The 18,309-nt window shown below is 70.2% G+C and carries 18 protein-coding genes; 1 reads left to right on the forward strand and 17 read right to left on the reverse strand.

Annotated features, from left to right (window positions below; all coding sequences use genetic code 11):
* Positions 1–134: 134 nt before the first annotated feature.
* The 5 genes from GGR66_RS20510 to GGR66_RS20530 form a co-directional block, all read right to left on the reverse strand.
* The gene (locus GGR66_RS20510) at positions 135–698 is read right to left on the reverse strand and encodes a DUF1453 domain-containing protein (RefSeq protein ID WP_160969272.1); all 564 of its coding nucleotides are present in this window, start codon (positions 696–698) and stop codon (positions 135–137) included.
* 13 nt (positions 699–711) lie between these two features.
* Complete coding sequence (locus GGR66_RS20515; protein ID WP_160969274.1) at positions 712–1,515, reverse strand: MetQ/NlpA family ABC transporter substrate-binding protein; 804 nt, start codon at positions 1,513–1,515, stop codon at positions 712–714.
* A gap of 226 nt (positions 1,516–1,741) precedes the next feature.
* A complete protein-coding gene (locus GGR66_RS20520; protein ID WP_160962381.1) occupies positions 1,742–2,437 on the reverse strand; it encodes a methionine ABC transporter permease in 696 nt (231 codons plus the stop codon).
* Positions 2,434–3,441 carry a methionine ABC transporter ATP-binding protein gene (locus GGR66_RS20525; protein WP_184450343.1) on the reverse strand — a complete coding sequence of 336 codons (1,008 nt, stop codon included), beginning with the start codon at positions 3,439–3,441 and terminating at the stop codon, positions 2,434–2,436. Before GGR66_RS20525 ends, GGR66_RS20520 begins: the two co-directional genes overlap by 4 nt.
* Positions 3,442–3,545: 104 nt before the next feature.
* Positions 3,546–4,442: a DMT family transporter gene (locus GGR66_RS20530; protein WP_184450345.1), complete on the reverse strand. Its 897-nt coding sequence runs from the start codon at positions 4,440–4,442 to the stop codon at positions 3,546–3,548.
* A gap of 229 nt (positions 4,443–4,671) precedes the next feature.
* On the opposite strand from GGR66_RS20530, the gene GGR66_RS20535 reads away from it, so the two are divergent.
* Positions 4,672–5,154, forward strand: a complete 483-nt coding sequence (locus GGR66_RS20535) for a YajQ family cyclic di-GMP-binding protein (RefSeq protein ID WP_160969280.1) — start codon at positions 4,672–4,674, stop codon at positions 5,152–5,154.
* A 368-nt stretch (positions 5,155–5,522) separates the two neighbouring features.
* On the opposite strand, the gene salA is transcribed toward GGR66_RS20535, so the two are convergent.
* The 12 genes from salA to catC form a co-directional block, all read right to left on the reverse strand.
* On the reverse strand, positions 5,523–6,809 hold the full coding sequence (salA, locus tag GGR66_RS20540) for a salicylate 1-monooxygenase (protein WP_184450347.1): 1,287 nt from the start codon (positions 6,807–6,809) through the stop codon (positions 5,523–5,525).
* Positions 6,810–6,832: 23 nt separating this feature from the next.
* Positions 6,833–7,552: an alpha/beta hydrolase gene (locus GGR66_RS20545; protein WP_184450349.1), complete on the reverse strand. Its 720-nt coding sequence runs from the start codon at positions 7,550–7,552 to the stop codon at positions 6,833–6,835.
* 19 nt (positions 7,553–7,571) lie between these two features.
* Positions 7,572–8,765, reverse strand: a complete 1,194-nt coding sequence (locus tag GGR66_RS20550; protein WP_184450351.1) for an outer membrane protein transport protein — start codon at positions 8,763–8,765, stop codon at positions 7,572–7,574.
* A gap of 725 nt (positions 8,766–9,490) precedes the next feature.
* Positions 9,491–10,618 (reverse strand): NAD(P)-dependent alcohol dehydrogenase, encoded by a 1,128-nt coding sequence (locus tag GGR66_RS20555; protein ID WP_184450353.1) that lies wholly within the window; start codon positions 10,616–10,618, stop codon positions 9,491–9,493.
* Between the two features lie 17 nt (positions 10,619–10,635).
* Positions 10,636–12,099 carry a benzaldehyde dehydrogenase gene (locus tag GGR66_RS20560; protein ID WP_184450355.1) on the reverse strand — a complete coding sequence of 488 codons (1,464 nt, stop codon included), beginning with the start codon at positions 12,097–12,099 and terminating at the stop codon, positions 10,636–10,638.
* Between the two features lie 23 nt (positions 12,100–12,122).
* Positions 12,123–13,088, reverse strand: a complete 966-nt coding sequence (locus tag GGR66_RS20565) for an alpha/beta hydrolase (protein ID WP_184450357.1) — start codon at positions 13,086–13,088, stop codon at positions 12,123–12,125.
* A gap of 171 nt (positions 13,089–13,259) precedes the next feature.
* Positions 13,260–14,033 (reverse strand): 1,6-dihydroxycyclohexa-2,4-diene-1-carboxylate dehydrogenase, encoded by a 774-nt coding sequence (locus tag GGR66_RS20570; protein ID WP_184450359.1) that lies wholly within the window; start codon positions 14,031–14,033, stop codon positions 13,260–13,262.
* On the reverse strand, positions 14,030–15,061 hold the full coding sequence (gene benC / locus GGR66_RS20575) for a benzoate 1,2-dioxygenase electron transfer component BenC (RefSeq protein ID WP_184450361.1): 1,032 nt from the start codon (positions 15,059–15,061) through the stop codon (positions 14,030–14,032). The genes GGR66_RS20570 and benC overlap by 4 nt, the downstream gene beginning before the upstream one ends.
* Positions 15,062–15,086: 25 nt before the next feature.
* Positions 15,087–15,575: a benzoate 1,2-dioxygenase small subunit gene (gene benB / locus GGR66_RS20580; RefSeq protein WP_184450363.1), complete on the reverse strand. Its 489-nt coding sequence runs from the start codon at positions 15,573–15,575 to the stop codon at positions 15,087–15,089.
* Positions 15,572–16,927, reverse strand: coding sequence for a Rieske 2Fe-2S domain-containing protein (locus tag GGR66_RS20585; protein WP_184450365.1), 1,356 nt, complete (start codon positions 16,925–16,927; stop codon positions 15,572–15,574). The genes benB and GGR66_RS20585 overlap by 4 nt, the downstream gene beginning before the upstream one ends.
* Before the next feature lie 74 nt (positions 16,928–17,001).
* Entirely contained in the window at positions 17,002–17,940 is a 939-nt protein-coding gene (gene catA / locus GGR66_RS20590; RefSeq protein WP_184450367.1) for a catechol 1,2-dioxygenase, read from the reverse strand.
* A 78-nt stretch (positions 17,941–18,018) separates the two neighbouring features.
* Positions 18,019–18,309 (reverse strand): muconolactone Delta-isomerase, encoded by a 291-nt coding sequence (gene catC, locus GGR66_RS20595; RefSeq protein ID WP_184450369.1) that lies wholly within the window; start codon positions 18,307–18,309, stop codon positions 18,019–18,021.

Genomic DNA, 18,309 nt, shown 5'->3' on the forward strand with positions numbered 1-18,309 from the left:
CCAGTGGTTGCGCAAACGGGCCCGAAAGGGCCCGTTTGTTTTTGTTCATTCGCTTGGCTCGACTCTGCGCTCACAATTGCTGGCAGCGCGATCGACAGAAGCGGTACCGCGTCGCCTTGCAGGCGCGCTCGCCCTCAACGCGGCGAGCGATCGAACCCGCGGTAGCGATCGAAACGGCGCAGGCGCCGCCGCAACAGCCAGGCATAGGCGCAGGCATAACCGAGTAACAAGGCCGCCGCGGCCAGCAGGCTGGCGTGGCTCATCCAGCCCTCGGTGGGCCAGGCCGCACCATCGACCAGGCTGCGCCAGCCCTGCCACACCCCGGCACCGATGCGCACCGCCACCAGCGCGGTCATGCCCAGCACCAGCCACAGGTTCGGCGTGTAGTGCAGCCCGTGCGGCAGTGGCTCGAAGCGGGTGGCGACGATGCCGAGCGCACCCAGCAGCACGCCGATACCCCAGCCGGCCAACGCACTGATGGCCGCACCGGGCCACCAGTGCGCGGCGATCAGGGCGAAGACCAGCAGCACCACGCTGGACAGCAGCGCCGACCACAGTTGCACTGCGATCAGCCAACCGCGCGCCTGACGCCGCGCCGTGCCCACGCGGAACCGCTGCAGCAGCGACAGCGGCAGCAGCACCGCGGTCACCGCCAGCGCGATCACGATCGCCAGCGGAATGGCCAGCAGCAGCGGCATGCGTGTGGGCCGATCAGAACGCGGGCAACACCGCGCCCTGGTACTTGCGCTGGATGAAGGCCTTCACTTCCGGGCTGGTCAACGCCTTGGCCAGCTTCTGCACGCGCGGATCGTCCTTGTTGTCGGCACGCGCGACCAGGAAGTTCACGTATGGCGAATCCTTGCTCTCGATCGCCAGCGCGTCGCGGGTGGGATTGAGTCCGGCGTCGAGCGCGTAGTTGGTGTTGATCAGCGCCAGGTCGACCTGGTCCAGCACCCGCGGCAGCATCGCCGAATCCAGCTCGCGGAACTTCAGCTGCTTGGGATTGGCGACGATGTCGCGCTGGGTGGACAGCGCATTGCGCGGGTCCTTGAGCTTGATGACCCCGGCCTTGTCCAGCAGGATCAGCGCGCGGCTGTTGTTGCTGGGGTCGTTGGGGATCACCACGTCGGCGCCCTGCGGCAGTGCGTCCAGCGACTTGTAGCGGCGCGAATAAGCGCCGAACGGCTCGATGTGCACGCCGACCACGGTGACCAGATCGCTCTTGCGGTCGCGGTTGTAGGCCTGCAGGTAGGGCTCGGTCTGGAAGTAGTTCACGTCGATCTGCTTCTGTACCACCTGGTCGTTGGGCTGCACGTAGTCGTTGAACACGCGCACGTCCAGGGTCACGCCCTGCTGTTCCAGCATCGGCTTGACCACCTCCAGGATCTCGGCGTGCGGCACCGCGGTGGCGGCGACGCTGAGGTGGTCGCTGGCGGCGCCGGCATCGGGCTTGCCGCAACCGCCGAGGGCGAGCACGGCGCTGGCGAGCAGGAGGCGGAACGGGAATCGGGTCATGGCAGGTATCCGGAAAACGTGGGGAAGGAGAAGGGCAGCGACCAGCTCTGTCAGCACGCTAGCAGACCCGGCCTCGCTCTGCGGCGAAAGACCTTAGATTGCGTCGTGTTGTGGGAGCGACGCTCGTGTGCGCTTGCAGGTCAGCCGTGACCGCGCTACCGCCAGCGGTCGCAGCTGATCCCGCAAAGGGACAAGAGCCGCTCCTACGACGACAACCAGGAGGACATCAGCGCCGGCTGTAATGCGCGACCAGGCGGTCGCCGAGCATCTGCAGCGCCTGCACCAGCAGCAGCAGGATCACCACCGTCACCAGCGCCACGTCGGCATGCGAGCGCTGGTAGCCGTCGCGGTAGGCCAGGTCGCCGAGGCCGCCGGAACCGATCGCGCCGCCCATCGCGGTGAAGCCGATCAGGGCGATGGTGGTCACCGTGGCGCCGGCGATCAGGCCCGGCCGCGCTTCCGGCAGCAGCACCCGCGTCACCAGTTGCCAGGTGGTCGCGCCCATCGCCAGGCTAGCCTCGACCACGCCGCGGTCCACTTCGCGCAGTGCGGTCTCCACCAGCCGCGCGTAGAACGGCGCCGCACCCACCACCAACGGCAGGATCGCGCCGCGCACGCCCAGCGAGGTGCCCATCGCCCACAGCGTCAGCGGGATCATCGCGATCATCAGGATGATGAAGGGCACCGAGCGCAGCACGTTGATGACCAGCGCCAGGCCGCCGTACAGCAGCGGCTTCTGGTGGGTCTGGCGCGGGCCGGTCAGGAACAGCAGCACACCCAGCGGCAGGCCGATCAGCAGGGTCAGCGGCAGCGAGCCGCCGAGCATCAGCAGGGTGTCGACGGTGGCGCGGCCGATCTCGCTCCACTTGCCGGCATCGAGATTGCGGAAGAAGCCGGCGGCGGCGGTGGCGAACGGGCTCATCGGCGCAGCTCCTGCACATGCACGCCGGCGGCGACGAAGGCGGCCTGCGCCGCATCCATGTCGCCACCGACCAGGGCCACGGTCAGTTGGCCGTAAGGGGTGTCCTTGATCCGGTCGATGCGCCCGGACAGGATGTTGTAGTCCACCGCGGTGGCGCGGGCGATGCGCCCGAGCAGCGGCGCGTAGGTGTCGGTGCCGAGGAAGGTCAGCCGCAGGATGCGCCCGTCCACCGCGGTGAGGTCGCGGTACAGCTCGGCCTCGTCGACGTGTTCGGCCTCGGAGACGAAGCGCTTGGTGGTCGGATGCTGCGGATGCAGGAACACCTCGGTGACCGGCCCACTCTCGACCAGGCGCCCGGCGTCGAGCACCGCCACGCGGTCGCAGACGCGGCGGATCACTTCCATCTCGTGGGTGATCAGCACGATGGTCAGGCCCAGTTCGCGGTTGATCTGCGCCAGCAGCGCCAGCACCGAGGCGGTGGTCTGCGGATCCAGCGCGCTGGTGGCCTCGTCGCACAGCAGGATCCGCGGGCGCGTGGCCAGGGCGCGGGCGATGCCGACGCGCTGCTTCTGCCCGCCCGACAGCTGCGCCGGATACTTGCCGGCATGCGCGGCCAGCCCCACCCGCTCCAGCAGTTCGGCCACCCGCGCGTCGATCTCCGCGCGCGGTGTGCCGGCCAGTTCCAGCGGGAACGCGACGTTGCCGGCGACCGTGCGCGAGGACAGCAGGTTGAAGTGCTGGAAGATCATGCCCACGCGCTGGCGCAGTGTGCGCAGCCCGGCGCGATCCAGCGCGGTGACGTCCTCGCCGTCGATGATCAGGCGGCCGCCGCTGGGCTCCTCGAGCCGGTTGATCAGCCGGATCAGGGTCGACTTGCCGGCGCCGGAATGGCCGATGATGCCGAACACCTCGCCGGCGTCGATGCGCAGGTCGAGCGGATGCAGCGCCACGACCGGCTGGCCGGCGACGGAATAGGACTTGTGCAGGCGCTCGAACTGGATCAACGCGCGGAACCGGCAGCGACGGGGGGCGCAAAGCCTAGCAGGCCAAGATGGCGTGCGTTATTCCATTCGATTCTAACGTAGGCGCGCATCGCAGCCGGCTACGACTACGGCCGCGCCTGCGGCGGCGGATGCGCCACCGCGCGGATCCGCTCGCGGTGCAGCAGATACAGGCCGCTGGCGACGATGATCGCCCCGCCCACCCAGGTCCAGGCGTCGGGCAGCTTGCGCCACAGCAGCCAGTCCCAGGGAATCACCCACAGCAGGCCGCTGTACTCCAGCGGCGCGACCAGCGAGGCGTCGCCGCGGCGGAACGCCTGGGTCAGCGCCACCTGGCCCAGCGCCCCGGCCAGGCCCATGCCGGCGATCCAGCCGGTGTCGGCCGGGCGCAGCGGGGTCCAGTCCGGCAGCGCCAACGCGCCGGCGCCCAGCGCCATGATCAGCAGGAACCACACTACCAGCGACTGCGACGTGTCGGTGCGCGCCAGCAGGCTGACCAACACCGAGGCGACCGCATAGGCCACGGCCGCCAGCAGCACCATCAGCCCCGGCAGCGAGACGAACCCATCCATGCCGGGGCGCAGCACCACCAGCACGCCGACCAGGCCGACGCCGATCGCCGCCCAGCGCCGCGGACCCACGTACTCGCCGAGCAGCGGCACCGACAGCGCCGCCACCAGCAGCGGGGCGACGAAGTAGATGGTGTAGGCGGTGGACAGCGGCAGGCTGCGCAAGGCCCAGGCGAAGCAGCCGATCATGGCGATGCCGAGCACGCCGCGCAGCAGGTGCAGCCCCCAGCGCACCGGCCAGATCGCATGCGGCCCGGCGCTGGCCAGCACCCACACCAGCACGAACGGCAGCGAGGCGCCGCCGCGCAGCGCCGCGACCTGCAGCGCCGGATAGTGCGTGCTGAGCTGCTTCATGGACGCATCCATCAGCGAAAAGAACGCGACCGCGGCGATCATCCACGCGGCGGCTGCGGCATTGGAACGGGAGGTGGGCATCGGCGCATTATCGCCGCGATCGGCGCTGGGCGTGGTGCCGGAGGACATCGCGTCGGGACTGAAGTCCCTCCCACATGGCTCCGGCCGGCGTGCCGGCCGATGCCGCCTCCTGTGGAAGCGTCTTCAGTCGCGACGCGCGGCACCGACCAACGCACGGCATTGCGCACATGCACGTCCCCACGCGCCGCCCGCACGTTCTACGATAGGCATCTTTGCCGAGGACCCGCCCATGCCTTCCTTCGATATCGTTTCCGAAGTCGACAAGCACGAACTGACCAATGCCGTCGACCAGGCCAACCGCGAGCTGTCGACGCGTTTCGACTTCAAGGGCGTGGAGGCCAAGTTCGAGCTGGACGACCAGGTCATCACGCAGTCCGCGCCCAGCGATTTCCAGGTCAAGCAGATGACCGACATCCTGCGCGCGCGCCTGCTGGCCCGCGGCATCGACGTGCGCTGCCTGGAGTTCGGCGACGTGGAGACCAACCTGGCCGGCGCGCGGCAGAAGATCACCGTCAAGCAGGGCATCGAGCAGAAGCTGGGCAAAAAGATCGTGGCCTCGCTCAAGGAGGCCAAGCTGAAGGTGGAAGCGCAGATCAACGGCGACAAGCTGCGGGTCAGCGGCAAGAAGCGCGACGACCTGCAGGACGCGATCGCGCTGCTGAAGAAGAGCGATTTCGAGCTGCCGCTGCAGTTCGACAACTTCCGCGACTGAGGCGGGCCGAGCAAACGCTTCACGCCTCATCGCCATATCAGTACGAGGGCGCATGGGGGCACCGCGTGGCGACTGGTCGCGTTGCACTCGACCGCACGATGTCTTCGCAGGCGGCGTGAATGCCCACACCGCCGATCGCATCGCCGGGGCCGCGCGGCGGAATGGCCGGTACGCCATGTCTCAAGTACGCCATGCCGCGACCTGCGCACGCCATCCGGCCAGCGCAGGCGTGGGCGTCCCGGCGTGGCAACCGGGACGCCTCCTGGCGTCGCGATGCGTGCAAAGGCGATGCACGGCGCAGCGCGACGCGTCGATACGACGCCGCCTCCGGGCCGCGGACGCTCAACGCCGCGCGCCGCAATCCTGGGCTAGGCGCCCGCGGTGACGCCCGCGGCCAGCATCCGCCGCCCCTGCTCCACTTCGGCCTCCAGGTCGTGCGTCCAGATCCAGTCGAAGCGCTGCGCCAGCGTCTGCGCCAGCCGCGTATCGTCGGCGCCGGCCTGCGGATCGCGCAGCTCGTACAGCTCGCCGGCCTCGCGCGAGGTGCGCTGCACGCGGCAGGCGCGCGGCAGGCGCAGGCGCTCGTAGACCTGCAGCAGGGCCGGCAGATCGCCGCGGGTCAGGCCGGGCGTGGCCAGCAGTTGCGCCAGCAGATAGGCGTCCTCCAGGCCCTGCCCGGCGCCGGCGCCCTGGTGCGGCAGCATCGCGTGCGCGGCATCCCCGATCAGCGCCAGCCGCCCGTGCACGTAGCCGGGCAACTCGGCCAGATCGTGCAGCGCCCAGTGCGTGGGCGTGTCGATGCACTCCAGCAAAGTGCGCGCCGCCTCGCCCCAGTGCGCGAACGCCTCCAGCATCTCGCGACGGCTGGCCTCGCGCACCCAGGCCTGGCCGGTACGCCACTGCGGCGCCGGGTCGCTGCGGTCGGAGACGAAGGCGACCACATTGATCAGCCGGCCCTGCTTCACCGGGAAGGTGAGGATGTGCGCGTCCAGGCCCAGCAACATCTGCGGCACGTCGACCAGATGCGCGTCCACACCGCGCGTGGCGAAGGCGGCGCGCAACCGCGCCGCGTCGATCAGGCCACGGTAGGCGCAGGTGCCGGTGAAGCGCGGCTCCGCCGGCGCGTGGCCAAGCGCGCGCAGCACCTCGCCGCGCAAGGCCGACTTGATGCCGTCGGCGGCGATCAGCACATCGCCTTCGTACTGGCTGCCGTCGGCGAAGCGCACGCGCGCCGCGTCGGCATCCTGCTCCACGGCGACCGCGCGCTTGCCGAACTGGGCCAGTCCGAACGGCAGGCGCGTGGCCAGCGCGTCGAGGAAGTCGGCGCGATGCACCGAGGACTGGCCGACGCCCGGCGCCAGGGTCTGCCCCAGCAGCCGCGCGTCCTCGCCGCGGCGCCATTCGAACCACACGTCCTGCCACGGTGCCGGCGTGCGGTCGGCGAGTTCGGCATAGGGCTCGCCCATGCCCAGGCCGGCCAGCGCGCGCACCGCGTTGGGACCGAACGAGACGCCGGCGCCGATCTCGCCGAAGGCTGGCGCCGATTCGAACAACTGCACGTCGAGATGGCGGTGGCGGCACAGGCCCAGGGCCAGGCCGACGCCGGCGATGCCGCCGCCGACGATGCCGATGCGCAGGGGGGATGAAGGAGTCATCTGGAGTTCTCCGGTGGGGATCGTCAATCGCGGCCGGCCAGCAGGATCTTCTCTGCCAGCCGCGCGGGCGCGCTGAAACACACTTCGTGGCTGCCCGGCAGGCTGACCAGGCGATAGGCGCCCAGGCGCGCACTCAGCCGCGGATGCCAGCCGTACTCGCCCGGCGGCAGCGCCACGTCGTCGGTGGCGTAGAGCCAGCTGCGCGGGATCTGCAGCTCATGGAAGCGCTTGAGCGGCACCGCGTCGAAATGGCTGCGCGCCGGGGTCGGGCTCAGCTGCGCGTAGGCCTGCTGCGCCTGCGCCAGGTCGGCGTCGCCGATGAAGCCGTCGCGCCAGATCGGGAACGGCAGCATGATGCCGCCGTCGGCATCGACCGCGTTCTTCCACAGCGCCTGGTAGTGCGGCGGCAGCAGGTCGAACAGCGCCTCGCCGTCGCGCAGCACGAAGGCATTGTGGAACACCAGGCGTTTGCAGCGTTCCGGTTCCTCTTCCGCCAGGCGCTGCACGATGCTGCCGCCCCAGCTGTGGCCGAGCACGACCAGGTCGCGCAGGTCGTGGCGGCGCACGTAGTCCACCACCGAGGCCACGCAGTCGGCGTGCGAGACGCGCTTGTCGGCGCCGGCGCCATGCCCGGCGATGGTCGGCGCATGCACCTGCACACCGTGCGCGCGCAGGTGCTCGGCGACGCCATCCCAGGCGTGGCCGTCGTGCCAGGAACCGTGCAGCAACAGATAGGTTTGCATGGAGTCGTCTCCGTGAGGCTCAGCGGAAGGTCCAGCCGATGCCGAGAGTGAAGTAGGTGAGATCGCGCGTCCCGGCCTGCACGCCGCCGCTGGCGACCGCGCCGCCCGGCGCGTGGGTGACGCTGCCGGTCAGCGACAGCTGCGGCGACAGCCGCCAGGTCGCGCCCAACGCGTAGTGGCGGTATTGCGCCAGCGGCGCCAGCACGGCCAGTTGCGCCTGGCTGTCGGGGATCAGGCGGCTGGCGCGCGAGTAGCCCAGCCGCAACGACCACGCATCGTCGAGGCGGTAGTCGGCGCCGAGCCGGAACACGCGCTGGCTGCGCCAGCCGAAGCCGGGGCCGTCCGCATCGCCGAGCGCGCCGCCCTGGTCGATGCGATTGCCGTAGGCGCGCTCGCCGGACCAGTCGATCCATAGCCAGTCGGCCGCCAGGGTCAGTGCCGCGGTGGGCTGCCAGGCCAGGCCGGCGCCGGCCTGCTGCGGCAGGTCCAGGTGGCCGTCCGGCAACAACCCGCGGTAGCGCTGCAGGCGGCCGAAGCGGATGCGGCTGGACCAGGTAATGCCTGCGTTCAAGCCCGGTGCCAACTGGCCGTACCAGCCCAGCGCCACGCCGTAGCCGTAGGCCGAATCGGCACCTGCCGACTGGAAGCCGATCCCCTCCAGGCCGGCGATGTGCAGGCGCTGATAGGCCAGCCGCGGCGAAATGCCCAGGTATTGGTGCTCGCCCACACGCCAGGCCAGGGTCGGTGCCAGCACCACCTGCTGGAGCCTGGACAGCGTGTCATGGCTGCCGTAGACCGGGGCGCCATAGTCCAGCGCCACGCCATGGCCGAACACCGACACGCCCAGGCTCAGGTCGTCGTTGAGTTGGCGGTTGTAGCCGGCGGTCGGCACCGGGACCAGCGCATCGTCCTTGTAGCGGGCAGCGCCGACCTGGCTGCGCACCGGCGCGGAGATCAGGGTGAGGTCGGCATCGAAGCGGTCGCCGACCGCGCCCATGCCGGCCGGGTTGTTGGCCGAGGCCGCCGCATCCAGCGGCAGCGCGATCGACGTGCCGGCCAGGCCCTGGGTCTGCGCGCCGTAGCCGGGCAAGGCCACGCCGTTGTTGGCGGCCGCGCCGCCGGAAACCGCCGCCATGGTCCACAGCAGCGTGGTCCAGCGCTGCTTGAAGTGGCGTTGCGTCGTGCGACGCGATGGATGTCGGAACTGCTGCATGATCGGGCCCTCCCTCCGAGCCGATGCGTGGATGCGCACCGCCGGACGGCGGCGCGCGGGGGTGCGTGCCGTCGCCTATGCGGCGGCAGCGGAAATCGAACGTGGATGTGCTCGCGGTTCGGCGCGCGCCGATCGAAGACGGCGACGGCGACGGATCGCTTCCGCGCCATCGGCGCATCGCCGCAGCATGTCGCCGCGGCCGCGCACCGCATGCGCCGCGCGCCAGCGCCACGGCACGGGTCGGCTGATGGGGTCGGTGGGACGCGGCGTGCGGTTCATGCCATCGACACTGCGCGCGATCGGACCGGGCGTCTAAGACCATCGCAGTCTCGCTCGATACTCTGCCGGTATGTTCGTCGCGCAAGGCCCGAATCCACTGCATCTTCCGCGGTGCATCAATGCGTGCGCGACACGCGCATTACGTTCATCGCCGCCCGTGCATGTGCGCCTCGCCCGGTGCGAATCGCGCAATGACGCCAGTGCAGCGGGCTCGCGGGGCAGCGGCGGGCGGCGCCCGCCAGGCGGGGCGACAGGCAGCGCCGGATCGCGAGATGGCGACGCTGCCGAATTGCACAACGCGGCACTCGGACGCGAGCAAAGCCAGAAAGCAGAACGCGCCTGCACGACGCAGACGGCATCGTGCAGGCGCGTATCAGGGCGCGGCGGACAGCGCTGGCGCCGCCGCGCAGGTCGTGGCGGCGGTGCCGCCGCCGCGGGCGACCGGCTCAGGACGCCATGCGCAGGATCGGCTTCAGGGTGATGCCGCTGCTGCTGTCGGCGGCGGCCTGGTTGATCTGCGCCAGCGGATAGAACTTCACCAGCTTGTCGAACGGGAAGCGCCCCTGCTGATACAGCGTCACCAATTGCGGAATGAAGACCTGCGGCACGCTGTCGCCTTCCACGATGCCGCGGATGCTGCGTCCGCCCAGCAGCAGATTGTTGACGTCGAAACCGGCCTTGGTGCCCAGCTTGGGCGCGCCCACCACGCCGATCGTACCGAGACCGCCCAACGCCTCGATGCCGAGCTCCAGCAGCTCCGGGCGCCCGGTGGATTCGAGCGCGAAGTCCGCGCCTCCGCCAGTGATCGCGCGCACGGCCTCGACCAGATCGCCTTCGCGGTTGTCGATGACATGTGTCGCGCCCACCTCCATCGCCAGCTCCAGCCGCGAGGGCACCACGTCCACGGCGACGATGCAGGCGGCCCCGGCCACGCGCGCGGCCATCACCGCGCTGAGTCCGACCGCGCCGGCGCCGATCGCCACGAAGCTGCTGCCGGGCCGCACGTTCAGCGCGTTGATCACGGCGCCGGCACCGGTCTGGATGCCGCAGCCGAGCGGGCCCAGCAGTTCCAGCGGCGCCTCGCGCGCCACCTTGATGGCGTTGTTCTCGCGCGCCAGCGCATAGGTGGCGAAGGAGGATTGGGCGAAGAAGTGGTCGTGCAGCGGCTGGCCGTGCAGATCTTCGATGGCGGTATGGCCGTGCGCGTCGCCCCCGCCGAAGTTGCGCGGAAAGAATTCCTGGCAGTAGGCGGCGTGGCCTCCCGTGCAGGGATTGCAGTGGCCGCACGCGCCGTAGGTCAGCACGACATGATCGCCGACCTGCAAGCCCTTGACGTTGGGCCCGAGCGCCTCGACCACGCCGGCGCCCTCGTGGCCGAGGACCGCCGGCAGCGGCACGGGATAGTACTGATCGCGCACGATCAGGTCGGTATGGCACAGGCCGGTGGCCACCACCCGCACCAGCACCTCGTCGTCCTGCGGCGCGCGGATGCGCGCCTGTTCGATGGTGAACGGCTGTTGCGGCGCGTGCGCCACGGCCACGGTGATCTGGAGCTTGTCGGTTGCTGCATGCATGGCACGTCTCCTGGCGGTCAAAGTGGGTAGGCGGGCGCGGTGCCCTTGACGGTCAACCACTGCCATTGGGTGAATTCCTCCCAATTGGCCGGACCGCCGATGCTGCTGCCGTTGCCCGACGCGCCGACGCCGCCAAACGGATTGATGACCTCGTCGTTGACGGTCTGGTCGTTGATGTGCAGCAGGCCCGTGCGCAGCTGTTCGCCCAGCGCCAGCGCGCGGCCGACGTCGGCCGAGATCACCGCCATCGACAGGCCGTACTCGGTGTCGTTGGCCAGGGCGATGGCATCGGCGTCGGTCTCGAACGGCACCACCACCGCGACCGGGGCGAAGATCTCCTCGCGGAAGGCGGGATTGTCCGGCCGGACATCGCTGAGCACGGTGGGTTCGAAGAAGAGGTCGCGGTAGCCGCCGCCGGCCGCGAGGGTGGCGCCGGCCTTGCAGGCGTCCGCCACCAGCCGCGCGGCATGGTCGCGCTGGGCGGCGTTGATCAGCGGCCCGAGCGCGACCTCGCCGCTGGCCGGGTCGCCCACGCGCAGGCTCCCGGCCTTGGCGGCCAGGCGCTCCACGAAACGCGGATAGAGCGCGCGCTGCACCAGCACCCGCCCGGTCGACATGCAGATCTGTCCCTGGTGCAGATACGCGCCCCAGGCCGTGTTGGCGATCGCCAGATCGAGGTCGGCATCGTCGAGCACGATCAGCGAATTCTTGCCGCCCAGTTCCAGCGAGACCTTCTTCAGGTGCCGACTGGCGGCCTCGCCGACCTTGCGTCCGGCCGCGGTGGAACCGGTGAACTGGATCATCGCCACGTGCGGGTCCGCGGTCAGTGCGGCCCCGGCGGCGCCGTCGCCGGGCAACACGTGCAGCACGCCGGCGGGCAGACCGGCCCGTTCGAACAGCCGGGCGATGACCACACCGCCGCAGACCGCGGTGCGCGGATCGGGCTTGAGCACGACCGCGTTGCCCAGCGCCAGCGCCGGGGCCACGGCGCGCATCGCCAGGTACAGCGGGAAATTGAACGGCGCGATCACCCCGACCACGCCGAGCGGACGCCGTCGCGCCACGCTCAGCCGCCCCGGAGCCGATGGCAGCACCTCGCCTTGGCTGCGCGACGGCAGCGCCGCCGCTTCGTGCAGCGCGCTCGCGCACAGGCTCGCCTCGAAGCCGGCCTTGTCCTGGGTGGAGCCGCTTTCGCGCACCAGCCAGCCGGCGATCTCCTGCTGGTGGCGTTCGGCCAGCCTCGCCGCCTCGCGCAGCACCTGGGCGCGCTGCGCATACGGCGCCGCGGCCCAACCGCGCTGCGCCTGCGCGGCGGAGGCCGCGGAGGCGGCGATCTGCGCCGGCCCGGCCAGGCCGATGCGCGCGAGTTCCTTGCCGGTGGCCGGCTCGATCGCCGCAGCGCTGGCGTCGCTCGCCTGCCATTGGCCGGTAAACAAGGCGGCCTGCCAGGCATCGTCTTGCAGCAATGCATCTTCCGTCATGGTCGTTCCTCGGGATCGTTCGTTCAGGGGCGTGCCAGCCGCTCGCGCAGGAACGCCGCGGCATGTTCGAGCGCGTGTACCGCCGCCGGCAGCACGCCGGCCATTTCGACGAAGCCGTGCACCATGCCCGGCAGTTCGACATAGTCCACCGGCACCTCGGCCGCGCGCAGGGACTCGGCGTAGAAGCGCCCGTCATCGCGCAGCACGTCGCAGGCGGCGGTATAGATCAGCGCCGGCGGCAGGCCGCGCAGGTCCGCCGCACGCAACGGCGACACCCGCGGATCGCTTGGATCGAAGCCCTCCACGAACGGCGCCACCATCGCCTGCATGGTCGCCAGGGTCAGTGGCGGCATCGCGGCGTTCTCGTGTCGCGCCGGAAACTCCCGCGCCGCTGGCGACAGATCCGTACTTGGATAGAACAGCACCTGCGCGCGCAGCGTCACCGCACTGCCACGCAACTGCTGGCATGCCACCGCTGCCAGACTGCCGCCGGCGCTGTCGCCGGCCACGGCCAGCCGCGCGGGATCGATGGCAAGCCCGTCGGCATTGGCCGCCAGCCAGGTAATGGCCGCCACTACGTCCTGCGGCCCGGCCGGTGCCGGATGCTCAGGTGCCAACCGATAGCCGATGGCCACGACCGCGCAACCGGCCGCCTGCGCCAATCGCCGGCAAATCTTGTCGTGGGTATCCAGATCGCCGGCGGTCCAGCCGCCGCCATGCGCATAGACGATGGCCGGGCCGGTGCTGGCGGATTCGGGGCGATACAGGCGCAGCGGGATCGCGCCGGCCGGCCCCTGCGCATGCAGGTCGCGGACGTCGGCCATCGGCAACGGCGTGCCTCCCAGCAATGCGCCGATCTGTGCGTAGGCCTGACGCATCAGCGGGATCGGCAACGTCTCCAGGGCAGGCACGCCGGCGGCGGCCATGCCCTGCAGCACCGCCAGTACATCCGGTGCCAGCCGCGCAGGATCGAACGGGATGGTCTGCATCGATGAAGACTCCAGGGGGATGGGGTGGTGCGGCGGGACGTCAGGGCCGGTGCACGGCGGTGCGCATGCGGACCGGGCTGCCGGCGTCCGCCCGCGAGACGGCATGGCAGACGGCTCGGACCAGGCGAAGACGCGGGACAACGCCAACGCACGGACGGTCGCCCGCGCGCCTCATCCCTGGTCGCCTCCGCCGACCGGCAGCACGGTGCCCGTGATGTAGGAGGCCTCGTCCGAGGCAAGGAACAGGATCGCCGCGGCCTGCTCGTCGAGCGTGCCGTAGCGCTTCATCAGGCTCGAATCGAGCGTCTGCGCCACGATGTCCTGGTACCACGCCTGCTCCTGCGCGCTCTGCGGCTCGGCATTGCGCGGCACCCGCCGCGGCGGAGCGTCGGTGCCGCCCGGCGCGACCGCGTTGACCCGGATCCCCTGCCCTGCGTACTCGAACGCCAGGCAGGCGGTCAGCGCGTTGACTCCCCCCTTGGCGGCACCGTAGGGAACGCGGTGGATGCTGCGGGTGGCGATGGAAGAGACGTTGACGATCGCGCCGCCGCCCTGCTCGATCAGATACGGCAGCACGGCCCGACATCCCCACAGCGCGGGAAACAGCGAACGCCGCACTTCGGCCTCGATCTGGTCCGGCGCATACGCCGCGTAGGGCTTGGCCCAGATGGTGCCGCCGACGTTGTTGACCAGCACATCGATCCGCCCCATTCGTGCATGCGCGAACGCCATGGCGCGCAGGTTCTCGGCGTAGTCCTCCAGGTCGGCCACCAGCGTCGCCGCCTCCGCCGGCGCCAGCGCCTGCTCCAGTTCGACGATGTGCTCGGCGCGATCCACCAGCACCAGCCGCGCGCCCTCGGCGGCGGCGCGCTCGGCGACCCTGCGGCCGATTCCTTGCGCGGCGCCGGTGACCACCACCACCTTGCCGGCGAAGCGCGGGCTCACGCGGCGCGCTCCTGGGCCGGCGCCGCCGTGTTGGCGACGAACTTCTCGCAGTGGAAGTTGGCCGGCACCAGGCCACGCTGCTGGAAGTGCGCACGCACCGCCTCGACCATCGGCGGCGGGCCGCACAGATAGACGTCCACATCGCCGTCGTGCAGCGCCTGCGCCGGCAGGTGATCGGTGACGTAGCCGGTCCGCGGGTGGCCGGCCGCCGGATCGACCACGCAGGTGGTGACGTCGAACCAGGCCACGCGTTCGGCGAGCGCCTGCAGGCGCTCGACCAGGACCAGGTCCGCGCCACGGGTGGCGCCATACACCAGGTGCACGGGCTGCGCGCAGCCGCTGGCCTCCAGTTGCGCCAGCATCGACAGGAACGGCGCCAGGCCGGTGCCGCCGGCCAGCATCAGCAGCGGCCGCGTCACCTCGCGCAGATAGAAACTGCCCAGCGGGCCGCTCAGATCGAACCGTTGTCCCGGCGTGGCCGCATCCAGGCAGGCGCTCATCAATCCGCCAGGTACGCGCTTGATCAGGAACGTCAGTTCGGAAGCGCCAGGCGGCGAACTGAACGAGTAGGCGCGGGCCTGTCCGCTGCCGGGAACGGCGATGTTGACGTACTGGCCGGGCAGGAAGTCGGGAACCTCGCCGACCGGCTGCAGGGTCAGCTCCAGGGCGGCGTCGGCGTGCGCGCGCACCGACGCCAGCGTCGCCTGGAACGGCACGCTGCCGGTCTTGCACGCGGCCGACGTCGCCGGCACCGCCAGCGCGCAGTCGGAATCCGGACGCATCTGGCAGGTCAGCACCAGGCCGGCGGCGGCCTCCCCGGCGCTGAGCGCGTCCTCGATGTAGTCCTCGCCGAGCGTGTAGCGCCCGCTTTCGGCGCGGCATTTGCAGGTGCCGCACACGCCGTCGGCGCAATCCATCGGCAGGTTGATCCGCTGGCGGAACGCGGCATCGAGCACCGTTTCGCCCGCGGTGCAGTGGATCACGCGGGTGACCCCGTCTTCGAAGTTCAGTGCGATGCGATAGGACATGGCGGTTGCTCGCGGTGCGGCCCGGTCAGACGTGATAGATGTCGACGACCTGGCGGATGTAGTCGTTCTTCAGCACGATGGTCTTGCGCGCGATGCGCAGCGCATCGCCCTCCTGGCGCAAGGTGAGCGAGGTCGTGCCGAAGAACTGGTCGGTGACCTTGTAGCGGTGACTGAGCGTGTGGAAGTTGTGGCGCACCTCGATCTCGCGTCCGCGCGCGGCCAGCACCTCGACGTTGCTCACCTGGTGCGCGGTACGCGGCTCCGGGGTGGAGGCGCCGGAACGTTCGGTCTTGATGCGGAACACGCGGTCCTCCAGGCCGGACCGGTCGGCGTAGTAGATCAGCGAGATCTGCGATTGCGGGTCGTCGGTGAGGCGGTCGTCGTCGTCCCAGGCCGGCATCCAGTACGTCGCATCCTCGGCGTACAGGGTCAGCCATTCGTCCCACTGGCGATCGTCGAGCAGCCGCGCCTCGCGGTACAGGAAGGCGCAGATGGCCTGGTAGTCGACGCTCATACGCCCTCCGCCCGGTCGCGCGCGATCGCCGCGCGCATCGCCTGCGCCCAGTAGGCGTGCTGGCGCACGAACAGGCCTTCGTCCTCGCTGCGCTCGCCGGACAGCAGCGGTTTCAGGCCCATGCGCCGCGCGTTGTCGTCCGGCCCCTCGATCCACAGCGGCGCGCCGCGGCTGAGATCGTTCCACGGCGCGGCGGTGGCCGCATAGCCGGCCTGACAGGCACGGAACTCCTCCAGGTCGTCGGCGGTGCCCATGCCCGAGACGTTGAAGAAATCCTCGTACTGACGGATGCGCAGGGTCCGCTCCTGGGCGCTTTCGCCCCTCGGGGCGAAGCAGAAGATGCTGACCTCGGTGCGGTCGACGTCGATCGGCCGGATCACGCGGATCTGCGTGGAGAACTGATCCATCAGGAACAGGTTCGGATACAGGCACAGATTGCGGGTCTGCTCGACGATCAGCGCGGCACGCTCGGCACCCAACCGCTGCGCGAGCTCCTCGCGATGGGCGTACACCGGGCGCACCTCGGGGTTCATGGTCTTGGTCCACAACAGGAGGTGGCCGTTCTCGAAACCGTAGACGCCGGCGACGCTCTTGCTCCAGCTGGCGGCATCCACCGCCGGCGTGCCTTCCTGCTTTCGCCGGCTCATGGTGGCCGCGTAGTTCCAGTGCACGGTGCTGACGTGGTAGCCGTCGCAGCCGTTCTCCATCTGCAGCTTCCAGTTGCCGTCGTAGATGTAGGAGGAGTTGCCGCGCAACACCTCCAGCCCCTGCGGCGCCTGGTCGACGATCTGGTCGACGATCAACCGCGCCTGGCCGAGGAACTGCTCCAGCGGCGCCACGTCCTCGCGCAGGCTGCCGAACAGGAAACCGCGGTAGTTCTCGAACCGCGGCACCTGCTTGAGATCGTGGCTGCCGTTCTGGCCGAACTGCGGCGGATACTGGGTGGTCTTCTCGTCCTTGACCTTGAGCAGCTTGCCGCTGTTGGAGAAGGTCCAGCCGTGGAACGGACAGGTGAAGCTGCCCTTGTTGCCGTGCTTGCGTCGGCACAGCATGGCGCCGCGGTGGGCGCAGGCGTTGATCAGCGCGTGCAGTTGCCCCTGCTTGTCGCGCGTGACGACCACCGGTTGCCGCCCGATATAGGTGGCGTAGTAGTCGTTTTCGTTCGGGATCTGGCTCTCGTGCGCCAGGTACACCCAGTTGCCCTCGAACAGGTGTTGCATCTCCAGCTCGAACAGATCGGCGTCGGTGAAGATGTCGCGGCGGCAACGGAACCGGCCCTCGGCGGGATCGTGCTCGATGGCATGCGCGAGCAGCGCATCCAGCGCAGCCGCTTTGTCGATGACGGCGGACATGGCGTTGTCTCCTGGAAGCGTGGAAGCGGGCGGCGTGGCCGAGACGGCGCCGGCCGCATCACGCGATGGTGGGATCAGGCCGCGGCGCGGCGGCGCAGCGGATTGGCCTGGTTGTCGACGCCGTCGACCAGCGGGGTCAGGTGGAAATCGAAGGCGATCTCGGCGAACGGGCCATCCACGCCGTTGGCGGCGATGCTGGCCGGGTCGCTGTGCTCCACGATCGCCGGCACCAGGCCGTCGCGGGTGGCGTAGGCGAAGTCGTCGTCGACCAGCGGATCGCCGGCGATGTTGATCTGCGTGGTCAGCTTGCGGTGGCCGTCGGCGCCGATGAAGAAGTGGATGTGCGCCGGACGCTGGCCATGCCGGCCGAGCGCGAACAGCAGCCGTTCGGTCGGGCTGCCCGGCGGCACGCCGTAGCCCTTGGGCACGATGCTGCGGAAACGGTACTGGCCGTTGTCGTCGGCGAGGATGGTGCGGCGCATGTTGAATGGCGCCTGCTTGCCGGTGGGGTCAAAGTGCGAATAGAACCCACGCGTGTCGCAATGCCAGACCTCGACGCTGGCGCCGGGCAGCGGCTGGCCGTCGGCGCCATACACGGTGCCGTGCATGATCAGGGTGTGGCCATTTTCGTCGGTGCCGTCGTCGAGCCGGGCGAAGCCCTGCGCCACCGGCGCGCCGGCCACGTACAGCGGCCCTTCGATGGTGCGCGGGGTCGGATTGTCGATGCCCAGCGCGGCGTCGATGGCGTCCAGGCGCAGATCCAGGAAGTGGTCCAGGCCCAGCCCGGGCGAGATCAGCCCGGCCTGCCCGGCCGCCCCCAGGTCGTTGAGCCAGGCGATCGCCGCCCAGTACTCGTCCGGCGTCACGTCGAGATCGTCGATCGCCTTGAACAGGTCCGACAGCACCCGGTGCACGATCTGTTTCACGCGCGCATCGCCGGCCGCCTGGTCCAGGCCGCTGACGGTACGCAGGAATTCCTGCACCTGCCGAGTCTCGAAGATCTTGATGCTCATCGTGGTGTTCCTTCTCTGCGCTTGGTTGCGTTGGCTGCCTTGAGACGCCCCGACCATGGGAGCGCCCGCGGATGGGGTCTAACGATCGTCTGCGTACAGCGACGAGGGGTGGCGGCACAGCGGAGTCACCGCGATGCGCATGTAGGGGAACAGCGGCAGCGACAGCAGCAGCGCGTGCAGCTCGGCGTTGTCGGCCACGTCGAAGATGCTGACGTTGGCGTACTGCCCGACCACCCGCCAGATGTGCCGCCAGCGGCCGTCGCGCTGCAGTTCCTGGAAGCGCGCCTTCTCCTCGCGCTTGAGCTGCTCGGCGCGCTCCGGCGGCATGTCGGCGGGAAGATTCACGTCCATGGTCACGTGGAACAGCAT

It is taken from the genome of Xanthomonas sp. 3498 (assembly GCF_014199795.1).
GTDB classification, from domain to species: domain Bacteria; phylum Pseudomonadota; class Gammaproteobacteria; order Xanthomonadales; family Xanthomonadaceae; genus Xanthomonas_A; species Xanthomonas_A rydalmerensis.